Source organism: Bacillus mobilis (assembly GCF_001884045.1).
Lineage (GTDB): Bacteria > Bacillota > Bacilli > Bacillales > Bacillaceae_G > Bacillus_A > Bacillus_A mobilis.
Genome location: NZ_MACF01000120.1, coordinates 39,340 through 61,091 on the forward strand (window position 1 = coordinate 39,340; position 21,752 = coordinate 61,091).

The window sequence follows — 21,752 nt, forward strand, 5'->3', positions numbered from 1 at the left end:
AAAAATAGCCCGAACCATGCAGGGCATGATTCGGGCTTATATTCAGATTAGTAAGCTAAGCTGAATAGACCTTTAATGTGTGATAAGTAACGAACGTTACTTGCTTCTTTCATTAATGATGCTGGTAAGCCTTTAAGTGGAGTATTGCTTGCTCCAATTGTAGCAACAGCATCTTTACGTCCTAGACTAGCAAGTGTTCCAGAGTTTACAGGTGCGAACTCTTCGAATGCTTTGCCTTCTAGTGCTGCGTATAAGTTGTATCCAATTAACTCACCCATTTGCCAAGCGATTTGTGCAGTTGGTGGGTATGGACGTCCGTCTGGAGCGAAGACAACAGCGCTGTCTCCAGCAACGAATACGTCTTTGTGAGAAGTAGATTGTAGGTATGCATCAACTGTTGCACGACCACGGTTTACTTCAAGACCTGATTCACCGATTAATGGGTTACCTTGTACGCCACCTGTCCAAACGAATGTGTTAGCAACAAGTTTTTGACCGTCTTTTAAGTCAATTTCATTGCCAGCAACGTTTGTTACAGGAAGACCTGTTAAGAATGTAACACCGCGTGCCTCTAAGCTAGTAGTTGCACGTTCGATTAAGTGGTCTGGTAATACTGGAAGGATTTTTGGACCTGCTTCAACAAGAAGAAGTTTAACTTCTTTTGGATTTACGCCGTGGCTTTTTGCAAGTTTAGGCATAATGTCAGCAAGCTCACCAACTAGCTCAACGCCAGTTAATCCGCCACCACCGATTACGATTGTAGCATCAGCTTCGTTTTTCGTTTTCGCGTATTCACGAATACGGTCTTCAACGTGTTTGTAGATTTTGTTTGCATCAGCAGCAGATTTTAATACCATGCTGTTTTCTTCTAGTCCTGGAATACCGAAGTAAGCAGTTTTACTTCCTAAAGCAACTACAAGTGCATCGTAAGATAAAGTAGTGCCACCAGCTAGTTTGATTTCTTTGCTATCAACTGAGAATGACTCAACTGTTGCGATTTTAAGATCGATATCTTTACCTTTGAAAAGCTTTGTAAGTGGCATTGCAATTGCTTGCTCAGCAACGTTACCAGCTGCAAGGCGGTGTAGTTCAGTGATGATTTGGTGTGTTGGGTATTGGTTAATCACTGTAACTTGTGCTTCTGATTTGCTGTAATATTTACGTACGTTTAAAGCGGCAAGAAGACCGCCATAACCAGCGCCTAAGATGACAATTTGTTTTGACATAGTATGATATCCCCCGTCTTTACTAATTGTTGTTATAAGTTAAATTATTTATTGTTACGTTCTGCACTAATTTGAAGGTATGCGTTCACAAAGCGGAACATTTTTTGTGCTTGTGGGTCTTTTAGTAATTTTAATAGACCGAACAGGCCGATAACTTCGTTGCTTTCGTCAGCACGATCTTTCGCTTCGATAGCAGTTGCAGCCATGCCTTTCACTGTATCTTTTACAGGTTCTACAAGCTCTGTGATTGCACTAACAGTGTCGCTTTTTAATACTTCATCAGTAGCAACAGTTTGAGCGAAGTCATAAGACTTAGTTAAAATGTTAACAAGCTCAGTTAATTTTGGAAGCTGTTCTACTAGTGTAGTTAATGATTCTTGTACCTCAGGTTTTAACAACTGATCAAGTACATCAAGTTGTCCTTGGCTAGCAGAAATTTGTACAGTTTCTTGTTCTGGCTTTGTTTGAGTCATAGTTTCTGGCATCTCCAATTCTCCTTTACGATAGCAATACTCTTATTTTTGATAGGTAAGATAGTAAACGCTTGCGAAACTTTATACAAAGTTTCACAAAGCACAATAAAATGCCTTTAAATTTATGCCAGCAAGTAAGCTGAAATCATAAATCCAAAACCATAATGTCCTACCTATTATTTATGAACTGTCCGATACTTGGCTTGTCCGCATAATGGAAAGTTCCTTTATCGGAAAGTGTATATAATATATATCCTATATTATATACTATATACACCTATGTTAACATAAAAATGATTCCTAATTATTTGATATTAAGTGTATAACGTAGTACTGACAAGGTGTGAAAGCGCATAAATTATTTTGTTAAGCTAAGAAATGTACGTATATATAAAGAGAAAAAGGAAAAAATGGACAAATTTATGTTCATTTTTTCCTTTTTTTATTGTTCATCTTCTGTTATTAGCATCGATGTATTACCGCTTTTTTCAAGATGGCATTCGCCCCAAGTACAAAGAGAATCAAGAATGGATTCTAAAGACCAACCGTAGTCTGTAAGAGAATATTCTACTTTCGGTGGTACTTGATTGTATACCTTTCTTTGAATAACGCCGTCTTCTTCTAATTCACGTAATTGCTGCGTTAACATTTTCTGTGTAATACCAGGCATGAGACGTTTTAATTCACTCGTTCTCTTTGTACCTTTCGTTAAGTGGCAAAGAATAACGACTTTCCATTTTCCGCCGATAACCTCTAAAGTCGCTTCAACGGGAATGTTATATTTCTTCATATAAAAATCTCCTTTGATGAATGTAGATTTCAGTTCTCCAACAAAAGAAGCTAAATAATTTAAATGTTACTAAAAAGTACCTATAGCACTTTAAAGTACGTACTTTTTATCATGTTGAATATGTTCCATAATAGCATATGTAAGAGGGAAATGAGTAGTACGGTACTAAAAAGTACCTATGTTACTTTTTGGTACCTATCGTACTTTTAAGTGCGTTCTTCAAAAAAAGAGTGAAGCCATTCATAATAGCATATATGAGCAGTAAAGTTATTTTTGTAGAAGAAAAAAGGCCTTTTTTCATACTATTATGATTGGATTTCTCGCATTAAGGAGGAGTTCAATTGAATTCATATACAGTATCTTCTTCGGCTATGCAGACGAATCGGAGAAGTATGTTTGCTTTATTAGCACTAGCCATTAGTGCGTTTGGAATAGGTACAACCGAATTTATTAGTGTCGGTTTATTACCATCTATTTCAGAGGATTTACATGTTTCTGTTACAACAGCTGGTTTAACCGTTTCTTTATATGCGTTAGGAGTAGCATTTGGTGCCCCAGTATTAACGTCATTAACAGCTAGTATGTCGCGAAAGACGTTATTAATGTGGATTATGATTATTTTCATTATTGGTAATGGAATTGCGGCGGTGGCAACAAGTTTTACTGTGTTACTTATCGCGAGGGTTGTATCTGCGTTTGCGCACGGTGTTTTTATGTCAATCGGATCAACAATTGCGGCGGCGCTTGTACCAGAGAATAAACGTGCGAGTGCAATTGCATTTATGTTTACTGGTTTAACCGTTGCGACCATTACAGGTGTACCAATTGGAACGTTTATCGGCCAACAATTTGGCTGGAGAGCATCGTTTATGGTAATTGTGGCAATTGGAATCGTTGCCTTAATAGCCAATAGTATGCTAATTCCTTCTAACTTAAAAAAAGGTACGCCTGTATCATTTCGTGATCAATGTAAGCTGATTACGAATGGAAGACTATTACTTGTATTTATCATTACTGCATTAGGGTACGGGGGGACATTCGTAACATTTACGTATTTATCTCCGTTATTACAAGAAGTAACAGGATTTAAAGCAAGTACAGTTACAATTATTTTGTTAGTGTACGGAATCGCAATTGCGATTGGGAATATGGTCGGCGGAAAATTATCAAATCATAATCCGATTCGAGCATTATTTTACATGTTCTTTATTCAAGCAATTGTATTATTTGTTTTAACATTTACAGCGCCTTTTAAAGTCGCTGGATTCATCACAATTATTTTCATGGGACTATTCGCATTTATGAATGTTCCAGGGCTACAAGTGTATGTCGTTATATTGGCTGAACGATTTGTACCTAGCGCTGTGGATGTAGCATCCGCGATTAACATCGCAGCGTTTAATGCGGGAATCGCTCTTGGTGCTTACTTAGGCGGCATTGTAACGAACTCGTTAGGGTTAATTCATACAGCTTGGGTAGGCGGCATGATGGTAGTAGGTGCTGTTATGTTAACGGCGTGGAGTATGACATTAGAAAAAAGAGATCAAGTGAATTAAGGGAGAGAAAATATAATGAATTTACAAAGTACAACAACATTGCATAACGGTGTAGAAATGCCTTGGTTCGGTTTAGGTGTATTTAAAGTAGAAGACGGACCGGAGCTTGTAGAGGCTGTGAAATCAGCGATTAAAGCAGGATATCGCAGTATCGATACAGCTGCGATTTATGGAAATGAGAAAGCAGTAGGAGAAGGAATTCGTGCTGGTATAAAAGAAGCAGGGATTTCTCGAGAAGATTTATTCATTACTTCAAAAGTGTGGAATTCGGATCAAGGATATGAAACGACACTTGCTGCATATGAAGAAAGCTTAAAAAAATTAGAACTAGATTATTTAGATTTATATCTTGTTCATTGGCCTGTAGAAGGGAAATACAAAGAGTCGTGGAGAGCATTAGAAACACTTTATAAAGAAGAACGCGTACGTGCAATTGGCGTAAGTAACTTCCAAATTCATCATCTGAAAGACGTACTAGCAGGTGCGGAAATGAAACCGATGATTAACCAAGTGGAATATCACCCTCGTTTAACACAAAAAGAGTTACAAGCGTTCTGTAAAGAGCAAGGTATTCAAATGGAAGCATGGTCACCACTTATGCAAGGTCAATTGTTAGATAACGAAACATTACAGGAAATTGCTCATAAGTATGGGAAAACGACAGCTCAAATCATTTTACGCTGGGATCTTCAAAATGAAGTAGCCACAATTCCGAAGTCAACGAAGGAACACCGCATCGTTGCGAATGCCGATATATTTAATTTCGAATTAACGAAAGAAGATATGGAGAAAATCGATGCGTTAAATGAAAATCATCGCGTTGGTCCAGACCCTGATAACTTTGATTTCTAAACTTATAGTAGAGAGAAGGAGTGCAAACAGTTTGCACTCTTTTTTGTTTTGCTTATGTATAAAAAAAATTTCTAACTAAATAATAAACAGAAGAAAATTTGTTATTTCATAAGGGGTTGTAAACATGAATATAAAACGATCTTTCAAGCTAATGGCCGCTTTTTTGAGTGTTTTATTTGTATTTGCGAACTTATTATTTCCACTTCAAAAAGCATTCGCCGAAGTTATGGATCATACAAAGTATGAAATGGATTGGAGTTATAGTAAATCAAAGAAGAAACCAATTCGAACAGAGCTTATAAAAACAGCAGATGGTAAAATTGCCTTTTGCTTAAATGTAGATTTGAAATCTCCGAGTGGTCAAGATTTACCAGAAATGGGGAAAGTGGATATTAATGTGTACCGTGTACTATTGAATGGATATCCACAAAAAAGTCCACAAGAATTAGGTGTTTCTGATTGGAGAGAAGCACATTATGCAACGCAGCTTGCAGTATGGAATGCGTTAAAACAAATCGATATTAATGATTTAGATTTCCGAAATAAAAATGTAGAAAAGGTAACGAAAGATATCGTTGCAAAAGCAAATGCGAGTGAAGAATTACAAGAAATTACGATGAGCGTCGTACCAGCAGAAGAACAACAAGCAGTGTTAAAAAATGATTTCTTTGAAACAGGTTTATATACAGTAGAAACAAACGCGAAAAGTGGAACGTATAAAGTGCAAGCAACAGGTGCACCAGCGGGCACGAAGTTTGTAAATGAAAAGGGCGAAGCGAAAACTGAATTTAATGTAGGAGAAAAGTTCCGCATTTTAATTCCAAAACAAACACCAGCTGGTGGATTTAGCTTTAAAGTATTAGGTAATTTAACAAAGTTACAAGGGATTGCACATAAAGGTACACCAACAATTCAAAATGCAGTCGTATTACTTGAGCGCAGTGAAGAAAAAACAAGTCCGGAGTTATCGGTAAGTTGGAAAACAACAAATGGTCATGATAACAATAAACCACATACTCCAAATGAACCGCATAAACCGAATCAAAAGAGATAATAAAAAAGCATTGGCCGTGTGCCAATGCTTTTTCTGTGAACGATAAAATTATATTAAGAAAATTAAATGTGGGATAAAAGTACTGTTTATACAGTTTAAACTTTATTTAGAAATAATATAAATATAGTAAAATCTTAACGTTACAATTAATAGATTGTATTCACAAAATTGTAACATTATTCTAATTGAAAAGGCTATCAAACAAAGTAGAAAGCGTGTAAAATTCAGTTGGAAAAACTACCTATAGATGGTCATATATGAAGAAAATGTAAGTTTCTATTGTTATTCATAACTTTAGATGTATAGATGACAATACTGAAAATATATCTTTTACTATTCTCTTTTTTATGTAGAGAGAACTCATCACAAGTAGAGGGAAGTGAGGAGGATACGTTACATAAAAATTTTTATAATGTAAGAAAGCGAATACATGGAGAGGAATGCGGTAGTAATTGATACAGGTGCGCGAGGTGTTAGTCTATTCATTACATGTTTTTATAAAAATAATAGGATGTCTTATTAAATGAATATATATAGGGTAGTTTCTCTAAATAAAGGAACAGGGGACACAGATTATGTCGAAGAAAAAGAGTAGTAGGGTATTAGTGGCTGGAATATGCATATCAACATTATTATCGCCAGTAGCTTTCGAAGCATCGAAAGGATATGCAGCACCTTTGGAAGAGAATAAAGGTGGGAAATTAGAAGAGGTTAAAGAGAATAAATTTGAGCAGAGAGTATTTCAGTTGCCGGGGAAAGGTAGCGTGGATGAAGAAAATAAACGTTTAAGAGTTAGTTGGAAACTTTCTGCGAATGAACCGACTGGAATTTATGCAGAGCCAAATGAAGAGATTACAATTGACATAAAAGGAACACAGTCTATTCAAGCTTTCATAGGAACGAGATCTTATGATGAAAAGGACCCAGAAGAGTTTGATTTAAAACCAGGGAAAAATGTTATTTCATCTCCAAGAGGCGGTATTTTATATTTTTATAATATGAATAACGAAGGAGAAGTAACAGCTTCAGTTACGAATGGTGGTAGTCACTTCCCATTATTTATTTTAGGGAAGCATACGAAAAAAGATTGGGATGAAATGTTAAAAAAATATAAGGATCCTTATGCAGTGGAATTAAAAGGTGAGAGAAGTTTAATTACTGCTAGTCCGAGCTCTATACAAAAGTTTATGAAGAACACAAACCCGATAGAGTTAATGAAATTACACGATAAGATTATTCGAATAGAAAATGCAGTAGCAGGATTATCTGAGGACGGTGTTGGGGTTGCGAAATCTCCAATTCATTATGCTCAGTTTATTGAGAAAAGGAAGCCTGCTGAAGGTGACTTTATGTTTGCGAAAAATTATCATACAGGATATATCCCAAGCGCAATGAATAGAGTTTTAGATATAGAAGTGCTTGAAAAGGATGGCTGGGGACCGTGGCATGAAGTTGGACATTTACATCAGCAAGAACCTTGGAAGTGGTCTAAAGTAAGGGAAGTTACAGTAAATATTTACTCATTAGCTGTTCAAAAGGCGTTAGGGAATCAATTAGAAATGGATGAGCACTATAAAAACTCATTTGAGTATTTAGAGAAACCTAAAGCAGAAAGATTTATTGATGACATTAATCCTCTTACAATGTTTTGGCAATTAAATGTAGTGTATGGAGAACATTTTTATCCTAGGTTACATCAAGCTTATCGTTTGTTACCTCAGAGTGAAATGCCTGCGTCTGATGAAGAGAAAAAGCAGCTATTTATTTATATGACATCACAAGTGGCAGGGCAAAATTTAATTCCTTTCTTTGAGGAATGGGGATTAACGCCAAATGATGATATTAGAGAGAAAATAGAAAAATTAAAATTACCTAAATTAGAAAAGGAAATTTGGAAAGCTACAGATAGTAATGAGATTCGCGAGAAGCAAGTTGAACCGTATAAAGTTCCGTATGGTGAACCTGCTAATGAGGTACAAAACCTTTTAGTTGGTACGGATTTGGATGAGAATGAAGCGAGTAAACTTGTCCGAAACTTAGGGGAGAATGTAAAAGTAACAGGTAAGATTATATGGTCTAAATTAGATGATGGGAAACAGGAAGTATTAGTAGAAATTGAGGATGAGAAGGGAAATAAAAATTCAATTTCTGTCCAAGTCAATGGGATTTATGGTGATAGTATAATTTTTCAAGGACTTTCAAATGATGTAATGTCGACAGTGATGCTTCGACACAATGAAAAAAAATTAAATGTAAACTTTACTAATAATAAAATACATTACCGTTTCGAGAAAGAAAAATATATGGGCTTAGCGATATATGATCGAAATGGAATTGAAAAGAAACGTGTATCAGCAGAAGGGCAAGAAACTGGAAAAAGATTTGCGATGGAACTAAATGAATTGGATTTTGAATATGGTGATGTAGTAAAAATATTTCATGCAGAACCGGACCGTTTGAAGTGGTACCAAAATAATACACTTGTAGATCAAGGGAAGGCTAAAAATAAAAAAGAGAAATTATTCCAAATCACTCCGCAAGGGTTCGAATTAAAAGATAGCTTACAAGAAGTAGTAGCGAAACCCCAACAAGTAGTAGTCGGAACAGGTGTAGAAAAGTTAGATCCAAAATCTTTTGTTGAAGTAAAAGATGGAGAAATAATCGGTTTTGTAGAGAAACCCAATACATCAAAAATTGGAGAACAAAAAGTAAAAGTAGAGACGAAGGATGCTTTTGGGAATAAGCAAGTGACGGAAGTATCGCTAGAAGTAATTTATGGAAATAGCATTGCATATGTAGGGTATAACAATGAAATTGCTTCAGTTATAACATTAAAGCATGATGAGAAGAAATTACATGCAACTGATATGAATAAACAAATTCATAAATACTTTGATAAAGAACAATATATGGGAATCACTTTATACGATCAAAATGGAACGGAGAAAAAGCGTGTAACAGCAGAAGGACAAGAAACTTCAAAGGACTTTGCAGAGCAAGTGAATGGAGTGCAGTTTGAATATGGAGATGTTGTGAAAGTATTCCACGCAGAACCGGATCGTTTGAAATGGTATCAAAATAATACCCTTACTGGTCAAGGTGAGAAAAAAGGGGCAAAAGAACTATTCTTCAAAGTGACAGAAAAAGGCTTTGAGAGAATGGATATGTTGCAAGAAGTAACAGCAAAACCACAGCAAGTAGTGGTAGGAACAGATATTGAGAAGTTAGATGCAAAGAACTTTGTTGACGTGAAAGATGGAGAAGTAGTTGGATTTGTAGAAAAACCAAATACAACAAAAATCGGTGAGCAAAAAGTAAAAGTAGAAACGAAAGATCGTTTCGGAAATAAGCAAGTAACGGAAGTATCGTTAGAAGTAATTTACGGTGATAGCATTATGTTCTTTGGGACGAGCTATGGCGGAACGAACATTAAATCAGTTTTAACGTTGAATCATGACGAGAAAAAATTTAGTGTGACAGATTCAGAAGGTAAAATGCATACGTCATTTGCAGATGAGAAATATATGGAAATGACTGTATATGATAAAGATGGAAAAGAGAAGAAAGCAGTATCTGTAAAAGCGTCTGAAAATACAAAAGCATTTGCAGAGCAATTCAATGGAATGACTTTTGAATATGGTGATGTAGTAAAAGTATATCAAAAAGAGTTTGATAGATTTAAAGTGTATAAAAAGAATGAATTTGTGAATACAGAGTATGGCGTTCATGAGGTAGTCTTTAAAGTTACGGAGCACGGTTTCGAAAGAATGGTGACTCAACAAGAAATAACAGCGAAACCGCAACAAGTAGTAGTAGGAACAGATATTGAGAAGTTAGATGCAAAGGACTTTGTTGACGTGAAAGATGGAGAAGTAGTTGGATTTGTAGAGAAACCAACTACATCAAAAATCGGCGAACAAAAAGTAAAAGTAGAAACGAAAGATATGTTTGGAAATAAGAAAGTGACAGAAGTTCCTCTAACAGTAACATATGGAGACAGCCTATTAGTATATGGATTAGGTTATAGAGATGGTGACTTGAAATCAATTGTAACTCTGCATCATGATACGCAAAAATTTAGTGCGACAGATACAAAGAATCTAATTCATGATTACTTTAAAGATGAGAAGTATTTTGAATTCACCCTGTACGATAAAGAAGGAAAGGTGAAGAAAAATATAGCGGTAAAAGGTTTAGAGAATACGAAAGCTTTTGCTAATGAAGTAAATGGACTTGCATTTGAGTATGGAGATGTAGTGAAAGTATATCATGCAGAATCTTCTCGTTTACATTGGTATCAAAAAGATGTATATGTGGGCGAAGGGAAAAGTAAGGATATAAAAGAATTAGTCTTCAAAATCACTGAAAATGGATTTGAAAGGTTAGACGGTGAGCAAACAGTAAAAGCAAATCCGCAGCAAGTAGTAATCGGAACAAACAGCGAAACGCTGGACGCGAGGAAATTTGTTGAAGTAACGGGCGGAGAAGTAGTAGGTTTTGTAGGGAAACCAGATACAACAAAAATTGGTGAACAAACGGTGAAAGTGGAAACGAAAGATCGATTTGGAAATAAGCAAGTGACAGAAGTAGCGCTAGAAGTAACGTATGGCGATAGTCTTGTATACCAAGGGCTGGGTGATGATATTCGTTCTGTTGTAACGTTCAATCATGAAGATAAGAAACTACATGTAACGCATACAAATGAACAAATTCATAGCTACTTTAAAAATGAATTATATATGGGAATTACACTATATGATCAAAATGGAAACGTGAAAAAGCAAGTAACGGCAGAAGGACAAGAAACTTCAAAGAATTTTGCTGAGCAAGTAAACGGAACTTCATTCCAGTATGGGGATGTAGTGAAAGTATACCATGCTGAATCAAATCGTTTGAATTGGTATAAAAAGAGTGAGTTAGTTGGAAAAGGAGATAAGAAAAAGTTTAAAGAAATTTCCTTTAAGATTACTCCGAATGGTTTAGAGCAAGTACAATAATAAAAAAGCTCGTAAAACATTATGTTTTACGAGCTTTTTCTATTATTCAGCTTCAGAAACTACTGTGAAGCGTTCGTTTACGTGTTTTGGATTTTCGATTTCATCAAGTGCCGCAACTGCGAAGTCTTCGTAACTTACGTAGCTATCACCTTTTGAGTTAACAAGAAGGTTGTCTTTTCCAGCTGTATAAGAGCCTGTGCGTTTTCCTAATGCGAATAGTGCAGAAGGGCTGATGAATGTCCAAGTAATATCGTTAGTTTGCTTTAAGATTTCTAAGTTTTTCCCTTGGTTTTGAGCTGTTGCAAGGTATTCATTTGGGAAACCTGGTGTATCGAATACACGTGTTGTTTTTTCTTCGTCTACAAATAAGCTTCCAGCTCCGCCAACTACAAGTAATTTTGTGGTTGGTGCACCTTTCATCGCTTCAATTAGTACGTTTCCTGCATCTACGTGAAGGTGCTCTTCGCCTGCTGGAGCGCCGAAAGCATTTACAACTACGTCAAATGCTTGTAGGTCGTTAGATGTAAGAGAGAATACATCTTTCTCTAAAACTTTTACGTTTTCTTCTGTAATTTTTGCGCCGTTTCTTACGATTGCAGTTACTTCATGTCCGCGATCTACAGCTTCTTTTAAAATACGACTTCCTGCTTTACCAGTTGCTCCGATGATTCCGATTTTCATAATAAATCCCTCCAAATTGTTTTGTTAAAGTGTATATCTGAAAGTAAATGAATGTATTGTAATTAGGTTTGTTACAACCTGATGTAATCATTATAGTTACAGGTTGGTATTTTTGTCAATGGTGTTGTTTGTAGATTTATTTTTTTGTTTTAGTATGTACAGTTAGAGGGAGTGGAGTCATAAAAAATTGTTACTTTATAAACCTCTAACATTTGGAAATCGAAAATTGTCGAAAAATGTTGATTTTTAAATATTTTTTAAATATAATTCGTTTTATGGAGAAAAGGAGGGGGTTAATTGTATGAATATGTTAGAGCAATTTGTTACATCAACGAATACAATTCTTTGGTCATATATTCTTATTGCAATGTTAATTGGTTTAGGTCTTTATTTTTCTATTAAATTGAAATTCGTACAAATCACTCATTTAGGGGAAATGGTTCGATTAATGAGTGATGGATTAACTGGAAAGACGCGTAAAAAAGGTAGTGTATCTTCTTTCCAAGCATTTTGTATGAGTTCAGCAGCTCGTATTGGAATCGGGAACTTAGCTGGGGTAGCGTTAGCTATTTCTATGGGAGGACCTGGAGCGGTATTTTGGATGTGGGTAATTGCGATTATTGGGGCGTCTTCAAGTTTTGTAGAAAGTACGCTTGCGCAAATTTATAAAATAAAAGATGGCAGTGGCTTCCGTGGTGGACCTGCTTATTATATGGAAAAAGGTTTAAATAAACGTTGGATGGGGATTTGGTTCTCTATTCTAATTACAATTAGTTACGGATTAATTTTCAACTCAGTACAAGCAAATACAGTTACATTAGCATTTAAAAATGCTTTCGGTATTGAGCGTTACGTTGTTGGGATTGTATTAGCAGTATTAGTCGCGGTTATTATTTTTGGTGGCGTGAAAAGTATCGCGCGTATGTCTGAAATGATCGTTCCGCCAATGGCGCTTATTTATATTGCAGTAGCAATTTTCGTTGTTATTAAAAATTATTATTTAATACCGGATATGTTTACAGAAATCTTTAAAGGTGCATTTGGTTTAGATTCAGCTGTAGGCGGCGGTATCGGTGCTGCGATGAAGTTTGGTATTCAGCGCGGATTATTTGCGAATGAAGCAGGTATGGGTAGTGCGCCGAATGCGGCAGCAACAGCGGATGTAACACATCCAGCGAAACAAGGATTTATTCAAACAATTGGAGTACTAGTAGATACATTTTTAGTATGTACATCAACAGCATTTATCGTACTATGCTCTGGTGCATATAAAGCGACAAATTTAGAAGGGATTGAATTAACGCAAAATGCATTAAGTTCACAAATTGGTCCGTGGGCAAGTAGCTTCCTAGCGATTATTATTTTCTTATTTGCATTTAGTTCACTTCTAGGAAACTACTATTATGGTGAAACGAATATTGAATTCATTAAACAAAGTAAAACTTGGTTAACAATTTACCGTATTGCGGTGGTTGCAATGGTATTATTCGGTTCTGTTGCGACACTTCAAGTTGTATGGAATATGGCGGATTTATTTATGGGACTAATGGTAATCACAAACTTAATTGCGATTACGCTTCTTGGGCGATTTGCATACGCTGCATTGGCAGACTATGTAAGGCAAAAGAAACAAGGGAAAGATCCAGTGTTCAGTGCGGATTCTATTCCAGGTTTAACGAATACAGAGTGTTGGGATAAACCGGCTGTAACGAATAAAGAAAAAGCAGTGTGATGAAAAGATGAGTATCGAGCTGAAGTCGATACTCATCTTTTTTGTTGTAACCCGGTGGTTTGTTTTTGCTATTTTCAGCATAGAAATAATCAGTTGAATAGGTAGCGATGCTTGTACTAGTTGTGATGTTTTAGTAGAGAAAAAATAACTGTGTTACATGTGGTAACATTTACATGTTAGAAAACCTCACATCTTTTTGTCGAAAATTCTTGATTACTAAGAGTTTTTAGAATATAATTTTCTTATTGTGAAGAAGAGGGGGCAATGCAATTATGGATTTTTTAACTAATGTAATTGGGGATATAAATAATGTTCTTTGGTCATATATAATCATTGCGATGTTAATTGGATTAGGACTTTACTTTTCGTTTCGTGTGAAATTTGTCCAAATTCGTTACTTCGGTGAAATGATTCGATTGCTTGGGGACGGGGCAAGTTCGAAAACGAGGAAAGCACAAAAAGAGAAGAGCGGTGTATCATCGTTTCAGGCTTTTTGTATGAGTACAGCTTCTCGTGTAGGTACTGGTAACCTAGCTGGTGTAGCTATCGCAATCTCAGCAGGTGGACCAGGAGCAGTATTTTGGATGTGGTTAATCGCGGTAATTGGGGGTGCTTCTGCATTTGTAGAGAGCACATTAGCGCAAATTTATAAAGTAAAAGATGGGAACGCATTCCGCGGTGGCCCAGCGTATTATATGGAAAAGGGTTTAAAGAAACGCTGGCTAGGAGTTGTCTTCTCTGTTCTAATAACGGTTAGTTTTGGGTTAATTTTCAACGCCGTGCAGTCAAACACAGTAGCGGCAGCTTTTGATGGAGCATTTAACACAGATGGTAAGTTTGTAGGTCTGTTTATGGCTGGTTTACTTGCAATCATCATCTTCGGCGGAGTAAAACGTATTGCACGTGCGGTTGAAATGATTGTTCCAGTAATGGCAATTATATATGTAGCAGTGGCATTATTCGTTGTTGTAACAAACATTACGGCAATTCCATATGTATTTAAAGAAATTTTCTTACATGCTTTTGGAATTAAAGAAGTAGTAGGCGGAGGATTAGGAGCTGCGATTTTACTAGGGGTAAAACGTGGATTATTCTCAAATGAAGCAGGTATGGGTAGTGCGCCGAACGCAGCTGCGACTGCGAACGTAACGCACCCAGTTAAACAAGGTTTCATTCAAACTTTAGGGGTATTTACAGATACATTATTAATTTGTAGTTGTACAGCATTTATCATTCTTTTATCAGATGTGCATAATGCGGCTGATTTAAATGGTATTCAATTAACGCAGCAAGCATTAAGCCAACATATCGGACCATGGGCATCTATATTTGTAGCAGTTGCAATCTTCTTGTTTGCATTTAGTTCATTAGTAGGTAACTACTACTATGGTGAAACAAATATTGAGTTCTTAAATGGAAGTAAAGTGTTACTAAATGCTTATCGAATTGCTGTACTTGGTATGGTTATGTTAGGATCTGTAGCAACAATTCAAATCGTGTGGGATTTAGCAGATTTATTCATGGGTATTATGGCTATTATTAACTTAGTTGCAATCGTATTCCTTTCTAAGTATGCTTTCGCGGCATTATCAGATTACATTAAGCAAAAGAAACAAGGAAAAGATCCAGTGTTCTATGCGGAGTCTATTCCAGGTTTGAACAATACAGAGTGCTGGGACAAGCCAGCAGTAGCTGATAAAGAAAAAGCAGTATAATGAGGTGAGCATCAAGTAAAACTTGATGCTCATTTTTTTGTTTTATCCTGCTATTTATGAGGCTCGATTAAAGTTTATTTTAAAAGGTAAAAGACGAACATTCATTAGTGTTTTATAATAAAATGTAATTTTTTTAAGAAAAGTGCGGATATGAGTTGTGATTTATGTTAGAATGGAAAATGCCTTTGAAACAAGAGGTTTTATGATCTTTCCTATCCAATTGAAGATTTTGGAGGAGAAATGGAAAGTTCGGATTATTTCTTATTTCGAGTGGTCAGACGTTCAACGTTAATGAAGAGTTAAATGGAGGATTTTATTAATGAAGTTTGTTATGTTTCTTGTAGGATTGCTCGTTGTATTCGTACTCGGTTTTCTTATAAGTGCCGATCGAAAGAAGATTAAGTATAAACCAATCGCAATCATGCTTGTTATTCAGCTAGTGTTAAGTTATTTCTTATTAAATACGCAAGTTGGTTATATTTTAGTAAAAGGAATTTCAGATGGATTTGGCGCGCTTCTTGGATACGCGGAAGCTGGAATCGTTTTCGTATTTGGTGGCCTTGTTAATAAAGGAGAGGTTTCATTCTTCCTAACAGCGTTATTACCGATCGTATTCTTTGCCGTTTTAATCGGAATTCTGCAACACTTTAAGATTTTACCGATATTTATTCGTGCTATTGGTACGTTGTTAAGTAAAGTAAATGGTCTAGGTAAACTAGAATCATATAACGCAGTAGCAGCTGCTATTGTTGGGCAAGCAGAAGTATTTATTACAGTAAAAGATCAATTAAGTAAAATCCCAAAACATCGTTTATATACATTATGTGCATCTTCCATGTCGACAGTATCAATGTCAATCGTAGGTTCTTATATGAAAATGATTGAACCAAAATATGTAGTAACAGCACTTGTATTAAATTTATTTAGTGGTTTCATTATTATTCATATTATTAACCCGTACGATATTACAGAAGAAGAAGATACACTGAAATTAGAAAATAAGAAAAAACAGTCATTCTTTGAAATGCTAAGTGAATATATTATGCTTGGTTTCACAATCGCGATCACAGTAGCGGCAATGTTACTTGGTTTCGTAGCATTAATTACAGCAATCAATAGCTTGTTTGATTCCATGTTCGGTATTACATTCCAAGCTATTTTAGGATATATTTTCTCACCATTAGCATTCGTAATGGGTATCCCGCAAGCAGAGATGGTAACAGCGGGACAAATTATGGCAACAAAATTAGTATCAAACGAGTTTGTTGCGATGCTTGATCTTGGAAAAGTAGCTGGTGACTTATCAGCTCGTACAGTTGGTATTCTTTCTGTATTCCTTGTATCATTTGCGAACTTCTCATCAATCGGAATTATCGCAGGTGCAACGAAAGGTATCGATGAAAACCAATCAAATGTTGTATCATCATTCGGTCTACGCCTTGTGTACGGTGCGACATTAGTAAGTATTCTATCAGCGATTATCGTTGGTGTTATGTTATAAAAAAAGAGATGGTCCTAGCTTATAGCTAGGACTATTTTTTATGGTAAATTTGCATGAAAAAACCAATTATTTAGGAATATATTAACATATAAAAATCTTTTAAAATTTATATTGCATTTCGGGTAGATAACGCTTACAATTTGATTTGTAGGTGGTATCAATTTCAGACTTTCAAGTATGGTAGGAGAGAAGAAGCTACCTTTTATAAATTGCAATTTATGTAAACGCTTACTGATTTTAGATAACAGTTGAATAGTATTTAGGGGTTTTAAATTTTTTTAACATCAATGGTCAGACGTCATTCGTTATACGTTATACGACCGATAACTCGTGGGAGAAGTGGAGGATTCACATATGAAAATAGTAATGTTTCTAGTCGGTTTACTTGTAGTATTTGTACTAGGTTTCCTTATCAGTTCAGATCGTAAGAAAATTAAATATAAACCAATTGCACTTATGCTTGTCATTCAATTGGTACTTGCGTATTTCTTACTAAATACAAAGGTCGGATTTGTATTAGTAAAAGGGATTGCAGATGGGTTTGGTGCTATTTTAAAGTTTGCGGAAGCAGGGGTTAATTTCGTATTTGGTGGTCTAGCAAATGATGGACAAGCACCATTCTTCTTAACAGTATTATTACCAATTATTTTCTTAGCAGTACTAATTGGGATTTTACAACACATTAAAGTATTACCGATTATCATTCGTGCAGTTGGTTTCCTATTAAGTAAAATTAACGGCTTAGGAAAACTAGAATCATATAATGCAGTAGCAGCTGCAATCGTTGGTCAAGGGGAAGTATTCATTACAGTAAAAGATCAACTAAGCAAATTACCGAAAAATCGTTTATACACACTTTGTGCATCTTCAATGTCAACAGTATCGATGTCAATCGTCGGTTCTTATATGAAAATGATTGATCCAAAATATGTAGTAACAGCACTTGTATTAAACTTATTTAGCGGATTCATTATCGTTCATATTATTAATCCATATGAAGTAAAAGAAGAAGACGATATTTTAGAATTACAAGAAGATAAGAAACAAACATTCTTTGAAATGTTAGGCGAATATATTATGCTTGGTTTCTCTATCGCTGTAACAGTAGCGGCGATGTTAATCGGTTTCGTAGCATTAATTACAGCAATTAACGGTGTATTCGATTCAATTTTCGGAATCACATTCCAAAGCATTTTAGGATATGTCTTCTCACCATTAGCATTCGTAATGGGTATTCCAACATCAGAGATGCTACAAGCAGGACAAATTATGGCAACGAAGTTAGTAACGAACGAATTCGTTGCGATGCTTGACCTTGGTAAAGTAGCAGGCGATTTATCAACTCGTACAGTAGGTATTTTATCTATCTTCCTTGTATCATTTGCGAACTTCTCATCAATCGGAATTATCGCAGGTGCAACGAAGAGTATTGATGGCAAACAAGCAAACGTTGTATCTTCATTCGGATTAAAACTTGTATACGGTGCAACGTTAGTAAGTATATTATCAGCGATTATCGTTGGGGTTATGCTTTAATAAAATGATAAAGAAGTCGTTTATCTCTCATTTAGGAGATGAACGGCTTTTTTATTTTGGTATGATAAATAATACAAAGAGGGGGGATTAAATTGAAAGAACGGGATAGTTTAAGGGAGTTTGATGAGATTATGGAGAACATTGATCAATTAACTGGTGAAGATGCTAGAACCTTTTTGAAATTCATACATGGATATTTAAGCATAGTAGAAGAAGGTGATGGGACGTTTACTCAGAGTGATTTTGTTGAAAAGGTTTCAGGGATTTATAAGAAGGATTTGGCGAAGGTTATTGGGCTGAGAGAGGAAATAAAAAAATCACCTTAATACATTCATTAAGGTGATAAAAATACTACTCAGCTGGAGGCGTAAATGTACGTTTCTCTAATTCAGCATCTAGCATAAATAATGCGTTTGAATCGCTTGTAATACGTTTTAATTTTTGAATGATGCTATCGAATGAAGCTTCTTCTTCTACTTGCTCATCGACGAACCATTTCAAGAAGGTAATTGTTGCGTGCTCACGCTCATCCCAAGCGATATCAGATAAGTTGTAAATACGCTTCGTTACTTCACGCTCGTGCTCAAGTGCCACTTCAAAAGCATTCAGTACAGATTCATATTCGTTATTTGGATTATCAAATCCAGTAACAATAGCGCGCTCACCGCGGTCGTTAATGTAGTTGTAAAGCTTCATTGCGTGGAAACGTTCTTCTTCAGCTTGTACAAGGAAAAAGTTAGCGAATCCATCATAGCTCTCAGATGTACAGTAAGCAGCCATTGCCATATAAGCGTGGGCAGAGTAAAATTCAAAGTTCATTTGATCGTTTAATGCGTCGTGCAATTTTTTAGATAACATAAAATCCCCCTTAGTATTGTGACAAGAATATTATACCATAATTGATAATATTCTCATTTGGATGTCTCGAACCTTTTCGAAAGCTTTGTGACGTGAGCCTCCATAATGTCTTGTAAATCTAAATCATATTTTTGTGAAAGAATAATAAGATTAGATAGTACATCCCCAAGTTCTTCTTTTAGTTCCTGTTTTAGCTCTTCTTCTGTTTTCACTTCTTCATCAGGGCGATCACGGCCAATTTCAATGGCGCGAACAACACGTGAAACTTCCCCAACTTCCTCAGTTAAGAAATTTAAGCGAATAAAGGCATTATATTGTGACCAGCTTCGTTTTTCGTAAAATTCCTCAACCCATCTTTGAAATGCAACGATATCCATTTCTTCCTCATCCCCTCAATATGTTGTACAATGTTCATTGTATCATAACAATATATAGTTTCGGGGTGTAGGAATGAGAAAGATTTGTGTGTTTGCAGGTTCCAACTTAGGGGAGAGACCAGAATTTAAAGAGCAGGCAATAGCGTTAGGGAAAATGTTTGTTGAGAACGACTATGAGCTCGTATACGGCGGTTCATGCGTTGGATTAATGGGAGAAGTAGCAAATGAAGTTCTTCGTTTAGGTGGACGTGTAACAGGTGTTATGCCGCGCGGTCTATTCCGAGGAGAAATCGTTCATACAGGGTTAACAGAATTAATTGAAGTAGAAACGATGCACGAACGTAAAGCGAAAATGGCAGAGCTTGCGGATGCTTTTATTGCACTGCCAGGCGGATATGGAACGTTTGAAGAGCTATTTGAAGTAGTATGTTGGTCACAAATTGGTATACATAATAAGCCGGTTGGTTTATTGAATATAAAAGACTTTTATGGACCAATTTTGCAAATGGTTGAACGTGCAGCGGAAGAAGGGTTTATGAACCCATCGAATAAAGAGTTGATCGTTTCAGCTGAGACGGCAGATAAATTAATTCATGAGATCCAAAATTACGAGCGTCCTGTTTTAGGAACGAAGTGGAAACAGTTATCATAATACAAAATTATAGAGATTTTCGGAAACACATGTCATTTTATATTGAAAAGGCATGTGTTTTTAATTTGGTTAAATATGTTAATGTTGAAATATGATGTTTTGGGAAAAGGAGAAATTGATGGAGGAGTTTGTTTATTTAAGACCGGTTTTCAAAAGTATTTTAGCAGCGTCCCTTCTTGTTATGCTAATTGTTTCAACACAGAAGAAAGAGCTAATTAATGAGTTTTCGCTTTGGTTTATTTCGATATTATGTATCGGCGTTTCCGCAATCACGTTGTTTATGTCTGGGTTTATCGTGGATGAGTATAATCTAGCTGGAGATGTGCAGAGTTTTAGCATGTTTATTGCGATTGGCTGTATTAGCGGTTTGAATTTTATTATTTATTATAGACGGCAATAAAAAGAAGGCATTCCGTATTACTTTGGAATGCCTTTATCACTTTGATTACTTTGTTTTTTATACAGGTACCAGCCACCCCAGCCGCCACCAATTGCTACAACAACGAGGAAAGCATAGTCTTTCACCTCGATACGTATATTGAAAATGTTAGCTATAAGTAAGACAATCCCAACTGTTATTAACGCAAAAAATGCTCTAATTAAGTAGTCTTTCAACTGAACCACTCCCGCCATTTAAGTAGTAAATGATGAATATGGAAAAGCTTTTTTGGATCTATTTTACTAAAGGATGTTACCTATATTTTAACATAAAAGGGATTGTAATATATTGATAAAAGTAGGGGAGAGGGACGCTGATATTGTCGTGATTTGTCGGTAAGTCGATATCCTGTGTCGAATCGTCGATATAATGAAAAAATCGTTGATATATTGTGAGTAATCGTCGATATATTTGAAAAATCGTTGATATAATTTCATGTACCAGCATGTGCGACCACTCCATAGAAAAAAAAGCGACTCTGAACGAGCCGCTTCCGCTTTAAAATCTATTATTGATTCAAGAACGCACGTAGCATCCAAGCGTGTTTTTCTAGTTCTGTGTAGATGCCTAGTAATAGGTCAGATGTCATTTCGTCGTCAGAGTTTTGAGCGATTTCCATGCCTTTTTTCAGTTCGACTAGCATCATTTCGTAGTCTTTCATGATTGCTTCAACCATTCCTTCGGCAGTTTCTCCATAAGCTGCTTCTTGAATAGTAGATAATTCTAGGTATTCTCTCATAGTCGCTACTGGTTTACCACCGATTGCTAAAATACGTTCTGCAATTTCGTCGATGTGAGTAGCTGATTCTGTGTATAGTTCTTCGAATTTCTCATGTAATGTGAAGAATTGAGGTCCTTTTACGTACCAATGGAAGTTGTGTAATTTTGTGAATAAAACGCTCCAGTCTGCTACTTGTTTGTTTAATACTTCGATTACTTGTTTGTTCATTATGATCAATCTCCTTTTGAGTTGTTATGTGATATCAATTACTAATTTATAATTATTATAATCTAGTAATTCGTATAAATCAACCCTTTTGCTGGAATTAATTTGAACAAATTATGAACTGTTATAAATAAAAATCCCTATTACGGTGAAGTAATAGGGATTTTTTATTTGCTATATAGGTTCTGCTTTTAATGATATCCAGCTCCGGTGACTAGAACAGTCGGTCATTTCGCGCCTTCCTGTGAGGCAAAGAACGCCTCTTCGTCAGGAGCTCCAATGCCCTCCTGTTCTGAGCAAGTCACCTCCGCTTTTAATGATATCCAGCTCCAGCGGCTAGAATCTCCGGTCATTTCGCTCTCTCGCT

General features: G+C 35.9%; 19 protein-coding genes. 11 read left to right on the forward strand and 8 right to left on the reverse strand.

All coding sequences use genetic code 11. From position 1 onward, the window contains the following. Positions 1-47: 47 nt before the first annotated feature. The 3 genes from BAQ44_RS22400 to BAQ44_RS22410 form a co-directional block, all read right to left on the reverse strand. A complete protein-coding gene (locus BAQ44_RS22400) occupies positions 48-1,226 on the reverse strand; it encodes an NAD(P)/FAD-dependent oxidoreductase (RefSeq protein WP_000043194.1) in 1,179 nt (392 codons plus the stop codon). Positions 1,227-1,270: 44 nt separating this feature from the next. After that, positions 1,271-1,711: a DUF1641 domain-containing protein gene (locus BAQ44_RS22405; RefSeq protein WP_001115312.1), complete on the reverse strand. Its 441-nt coding sequence runs from the start codon at positions 1,709-1,711 to the stop codon at positions 1,271-1,273. 430 nt (positions 1,712-2,141) lie between these two features. Continuing rightward, positions 2,142-2,489 carry a winged helix-turn-helix transcriptional regulator gene (locus tag BAQ44_RS22410; RefSeq protein WP_061679266.1) on the reverse strand — a complete coding sequence of 116 codons (348 nt, stop codon included), beginning with the start codon at positions 2,487-2,489 and terminating at the stop codon, positions 2,142-2,144. A 371-nt stretch (positions 2,490-2,860) separates the two neighbouring features. Here BAQ44_RS22410 and BAQ44_RS22415 point away from each other — a divergent pair, with 371 nt between their 5' ends. From BAQ44_RS22415 to BAQ44_RS22430, 4 genes are all read left to right on the forward strand, one after another. Further along, positions 2,861-4,045: an MFS transporter gene (locus BAQ44_RS22415; RefSeq protein ID WP_169833837.1), complete on the forward strand. Its 1,185-nt coding sequence runs from the start codon at positions 2,861-2,863 to the stop codon at positions 4,043-4,045. Positions 4,046-4,060: 15 nt separating this feature from the next. Continuing rightward, positions 4,061-4,897 carry a glyoxal/methylglyoxal reductase gene (locus BAQ44_RS22420; protein WP_169833836.1) on the forward strand — a complete coding sequence of 279 codons (837 nt, stop codon included), beginning with the start codon at positions 4,061-4,063 and terminating at the stop codon, positions 4,895-4,897. 124 nt (positions 4,898-5,021) lie between these two features. Continuing rightward, on the forward strand, positions 5,022-5,951 hold the full coding sequence (locus BAQ44_RS22425; protein ID WP_061679263.1) for a thioester domain-containing protein: 930 nt from the start codon (positions 5,022-5,024) through the stop codon (positions 5,949-5,951). 575 nt (positions 5,952-6,526) lie between these two features. Continuing rightward, on the forward strand, positions 6,527-10,948 hold the full coding sequence (locus BAQ44_RS22430; RefSeq protein ID WP_071723891.1) for a putative mucin/carbohydrate-binding domain-containing protein: 4,422 nt from the start codon (positions 6,527-6,529) through the stop codon (positions 10,946-10,948). 42 nt (positions 10,949-10,990) lie between these two features. Here the strand turns inward: BAQ44_RS22430 and BAQ44_RS22435 are convergent, their stop codons facing one another. Further along, positions 10,991-11,629, reverse strand: coding sequence for an NAD(P)-dependent oxidoreductase (locus BAQ44_RS22435; protein ID WP_071723894.1), 639 nt, complete (start codon positions 11,627-11,629; stop codon positions 10,991-10,993). A gap of 301 nt (positions 11,630-11,930) precedes the next feature. Between BAQ44_RS22435 and BAQ44_RS22440 the strand changes: the two genes are divergently transcribed. From BAQ44_RS22440 to BAQ44_RS22460, 5 genes are all read left to right on the forward strand, one after another. Next, positions 11,931-13,361 carry an alanine/glycine:cation symporter family protein gene (locus BAQ44_RS22440; protein WP_063261725.1) on the forward strand — a complete coding sequence of 477 codons (1,431 nt, stop codon included), beginning with the start codon at positions 11,931-11,933 and terminating at the stop codon, positions 13,359-13,361. A gap of 272 nt (positions 13,362-13,633) precedes the next feature. Further along, positions 13,634-15,076, forward strand: a complete 1,443-nt coding sequence (locus BAQ44_RS22445; protein ID WP_071723897.1) for an alanine/glycine:cation symporter family protein — start codon at positions 13,634-13,636, stop codon at positions 15,074-15,076. A gap of 319 nt (positions 15,077-15,395) precedes the next feature. Further along, positions 15,396-16,577, forward strand: a complete 1,182-nt coding sequence (locus tag BAQ44_RS22450; protein WP_016085638.1) for a NupC/NupG family nucleoside CNT transporter — start codon at positions 15,396-15,398, stop codon at positions 16,575-16,577. Between the two features lie 354 nt (positions 16,578-16,931). Continuing rightward, a complete protein-coding gene (locus BAQ44_RS22455; RefSeq protein WP_061678975.1) occupies positions 16,932-18,113 on the forward strand; it encodes a NupC/NupG family nucleoside CNT transporter in 1,182 nt (393 codons plus the stop codon). 92 nt (positions 18,114-18,205) lie between these two features. Beyond that, a complete protein-coding gene (locus BAQ44_RS22460; RefSeq protein ID WP_071723899.1) occupies positions 18,206-18,439 on the forward strand; it encodes a hypothetical protein in 234 nt (77 codons plus the stop codon). Between the two features lie 25 nt (positions 18,440-18,464). Here the strand turns inward: BAQ44_RS22460 and BAQ44_RS22465 are convergent, their stop codons facing one another. Together BAQ44_RS22465 and BAQ44_RS22470 are read right to left on the reverse strand one after the other, a co-directional pair. Then, complete coding sequence (locus BAQ44_RS22465) at positions 18,465-18,971, reverse strand: ferritin (RefSeq protein ID WP_061678977.1); 507 nt, start codon at positions 18,969-18,971, stop codon at positions 18,465-18,467. 53 nt (positions 18,972-19,024) lie between these two features. Then, positions 19,025-19,348 (reverse strand): MazG nucleotide pyrophosphohydrolase domain-containing protein, encoded by a 324-nt coding sequence (locus BAQ44_RS22470; protein WP_000355759.1) that lies wholly within the window; start codon positions 19,346-19,348, stop codon positions 19,025-19,027. A gap of 73 nt (positions 19,349-19,421) precedes the next feature. Here BAQ44_RS22470 and BAQ44_RS22475 point away from each other — a divergent pair, with 73 nt between their 5' ends. Together BAQ44_RS22475 and BAQ44_RS22480 are read left to right on the forward strand one after the other, a co-directional pair. After that, entirely contained in the window at positions 19,422-20,000 is a 579-nt protein-coding gene (locus BAQ44_RS22475; RefSeq protein ID WP_048528219.1) for an LOG family protein, read from the forward strand. A 118-nt stretch (positions 20,001-20,118) separates the two neighbouring features. Then, positions 20,119-20,400, forward strand: a complete 282-nt coding sequence (locus BAQ44_RS22480) for a hypothetical protein (protein ID WP_071723901.1) — start codon at positions 20,119-20,121, stop codon at positions 20,398-20,400. A gap of 17 nt (positions 20,401-20,417) precedes the next feature. On the opposite strand, the gene BAQ44_RS22485 is transcribed toward BAQ44_RS22480, so the two are convergent. Beyond that, positions 20,418-20,615, reverse strand: coding sequence for a hypothetical protein (locus BAQ44_RS22485; protein ID WP_000656323.1), 198 nt, complete (start codon positions 20,613-20,615; stop codon positions 20,418-20,420). A gap of 332 nt (positions 20,616-20,947) precedes the next feature. Next, positions 20,948-21,388, reverse strand: a complete 441-nt coding sequence (locus BAQ44_RS22490) for a Dps family protein (protein WP_071723904.1) — start codon at positions 21,386-21,388, stop codon at positions 20,948-20,950. Positions 21,389-21,752 lie beyond the last annotated feature (364 nt).

What these genes read in the sequence shown, in the direction of transcription:
- BAQ44_RS22400 (WP_000043194.1), bottom strand. Translation starts at nt 1,226, where the DNA reads ATGTCAAAACAAATTGTCATCTTAGGCGCTGGTTATGGCGGTCTTCTT.
- BAQ44_RS22405 (WP_001115312.1), bottom strand. Translation starts at nt 1,711, where the DNA reads ATGCCAGAAACTATGACTCAAACAAAGCCAGAACAAGAAACTGTACAA.
- BAQ44_RS22410 (WP_061679266.1), bottom strand. Translation starts at nt 2,489, where the DNA reads ATGAAGAAATATAACATTCCCGTTGAAGCGACTTTAGAGGTTATCGGC.
- BAQ44_RS22415 (WP_169833837.1), top strand. Translation starts at nt 2,861, where the DNA reads ATGCAGACGAATCGGAGAAGTATGTTTGCTTTATTAGCACTAGCCATT.
- BAQ44_RS22420 (WP_169833836.1), top strand. Translation starts at nt 4,061, where the DNA reads ATGAATTTACAAAGTACAACAACATTGCATAACGGTGTAGAAATGCCT.
- BAQ44_RS22425 (WP_061679263.1), top strand. Translation starts at nt 5,022, where the DNA reads ATGAATATAAAACGATCTTTCAAGCTAATGGCCGCTTTTTTGAGTGTT.
- BAQ44_RS22430 (WP_071723891.1), top strand. Translation starts at nt 6,527, where the DNA reads ATGTCGAAGAAAAAGAGTAGTAGGGTATTAGTGGCTGGAATATGCATA.
- BAQ44_RS22435 (WP_071723894.1), bottom strand. Translation starts at nt 11,629, where the DNA reads ATGAAAATCGGAATCATCGGAGCAACTGGTAAAGCAGGAAGTCGTATT.
- BAQ44_RS22440 (WP_063261725.1), top strand. Translation starts at nt 11,931, where the DNA reads ATGAATATGTTAGAGCAATTTGTTACATCAACGAATACAATTCTTTGG.
- BAQ44_RS22445 (WP_071723897.1), top strand. Translation starts at nt 13,634, where the DNA reads ATGGATTTTTTAACTAATGTAATTGGGGATATAAATAATGTTCTTTGG.
- BAQ44_RS22450 (WP_016085638.1), top strand. Translation starts at nt 15,396, where the DNA reads ATGAAGTTTGTTATGTTTCTTGTAGGATTGCTCGTTGTATTCGTACTC.
- BAQ44_RS22455 (WP_061678975.1), top strand. Translation starts at nt 16,932, where the DNA reads ATGAAAATAGTAATGTTTCTAGTCGGTTTACTTGTAGTATTTGTACTA.
- BAQ44_RS22465 (WP_061678977.1), bottom strand. Translation starts at nt 18,971, where the DNA reads ATGTTATCTAAAAAATTGCACGACGCATTAAACGATCAAATGAACTTT.
- BAQ44_RS22470 (WP_000355759.1), bottom strand. Translation starts at nt 19,348, where the DNA reads ATGGATATCGTTGCATTTCAAAGATGGGTTGAGGAATTTTACGAAAAA.
- BAQ44_RS22475 (WP_048528219.1), top strand. Translation starts at nt 19,422, where the DNA reads ATGAGAAAGATTTGTGTGTTTGCAGGTTCCAACTTAGGGGAGAGACCA.
- BAQ44_RS22480 (WP_071723901.1), top strand. Translation starts at nt 20,119, where the DNA reads ATGGAGGAGTTTGTTTATTTAAGACCGGTTTTCAAAAGTATTTTAGCA.
- BAQ44_RS22490 (WP_071723904.1), bottom strand. Translation starts at nt 21,388, where the DNA reads ATGAACAAACAAGTAATCGAAGTATTAAACAAACAAGTAGCAGACTGG.